Annotated in this window: 1 protein-coding gene; it reads left to right on the forward strand. The window is 69.9% G+C overall.

The annotated features are described in order from the left end of the window. Positions 1–132: 132 nt before the first annotated feature. The gene (locus PSD17_RS14280) at positions 133–1,446 is read left to right on the forward strand and encodes an ISL3 family transposase (RefSeq protein WP_339122922.1); all 1,314 of its coding nucleotides are present in this window, start codon (positions 133–135) and stop codon (positions 1,444–1,446) included. The last annotated feature ends 6 nt before the right edge of the window (positions 1,447–1,452 follow it).

A 1,452-nucleotide genomic window follows, 5' to 3' on the forward strand; every position in this document is an offset into this window, starting at 1 on the left:
GGCTCTTCCCAGATGAGGGTGTAGTTGGCGGTCTGGTGGCGCGCGGGGTGGTCGGCGCGTCGGTGCACGGGTAGAGGTCGAGGCCTCCCGAGGATGAGAAGTTCTCACGCCGCCATCCAGGAAGACCTCGACGTGTCTGACGCTACCTTCACGACCCCTGACGTCACGACGTTCTGCCGCCTGGACGAGCTGGGTCTCGTTGTCGTCGGCCAGCACCTGCAGCCGGACAGAGCGGTGCTCGCCTGCCGGGTCGAGGACCAAGCGGACGACCACTGGTGCCGTCGATGCGGCTGTGAAGGCAGCCCGCGGGACACCGTCACCAGGCGTCTGGCGCATGAGCCGCTGGGCTGGCGCCCGACGACCCTGCTCGTCACGATCCGCCGCTACAAGTGCACCGGCTGCGGCCACGTCTGGCGCCAGGACACCAGCCGCGCCGCCGAACCGCGCGCCAAGCTGTCCCGGACCGCCCTGCGGTGGGCTCTGGTCGGGCTCGTCTGCCAGCACCTGACCGTCGCCCGCCTCGCCGAGGCACTGGCGGTGTCCTGGGACACCGCCAACGACGCCGTCCTCGCCGAAGGCAGGCGCGCCCTGCTCGACGACCCGACCCGCTTCGACGACGTGAAGGTCATCGGCGTCGACGAGCACGTCTGGCGCCACACCCGCCGCGGCGACAAGTTCGTCACCGTCGTCATCGACCTCACCCCGGTCCGCGACAGGACCGGCCCCTCACGACTGCTGGCCATGGTCGAGGGCCGCTCAAAGCAGGCGTTCAAGACGTGGCTTGCCGAGCGGCCGAGGGCCTGGCGCGACGGCCTGGAGGTCGTCGCCATGGACGGCTTCACCGGCTTCAAGACCGCGACCACCGAAGAGCTGCCCGAGGCCGTGGCGGTGATGGACCCGTTCCACGTCGTCCGTCTCGCCGGCGACGCCCTGGACCGCTGCCGGCGCCGGGTCCAGCAGGACCTGCACGGGCACCGAGGCCGCAAGGACGACCCGCTCTACCAAGCCCGACGGACCCTTCACACCGGCCACGATCTGCTCACCGACCGGCAACGCCAGCGCCTGACGGCGCTGTTCGAGAACGAGGAACACGTCCAGGTCGAGGCCACCTGGGGCATCTACCAGCGCATGATCGGTGCCTATCGAGAGCCCGACCGCGACCGCGGCAAGCAGCTCATGACCAACCTGATCGAGTCCGTCACCACCGGCGTCCCGACCGCCCTCACCGAGCTCCGCACGCTCGGGCGGACCCTGAAGAAGCGGGCCGAGGACGTCCTGGCCTACTTCGACCGACCCGGCACCAGCAACGGCCCGACCGAGGCGATCAATGGACGACTGGAGCACCTACGCGGCTCAGCCCTGGGCTTCCGCAACCTCACCAACTATGTCGCCCGATCGCTACTGGAGGCCGGCGGCTTCCGGCCGCGGCTACACCCTGGATTGTGAAGAGCC

This window comes from Pseudonocardia sp. D17, assembly GCF_036984265.1.
In the GTDB taxonomy this organism is placed as follows: domain Bacteria; phylum Actinomycetota; class Actinomycetes; order Mycobacteriales; family Pseudonocardiaceae; genus Pseudonocardia; species Pseudonocardia benzenivorans.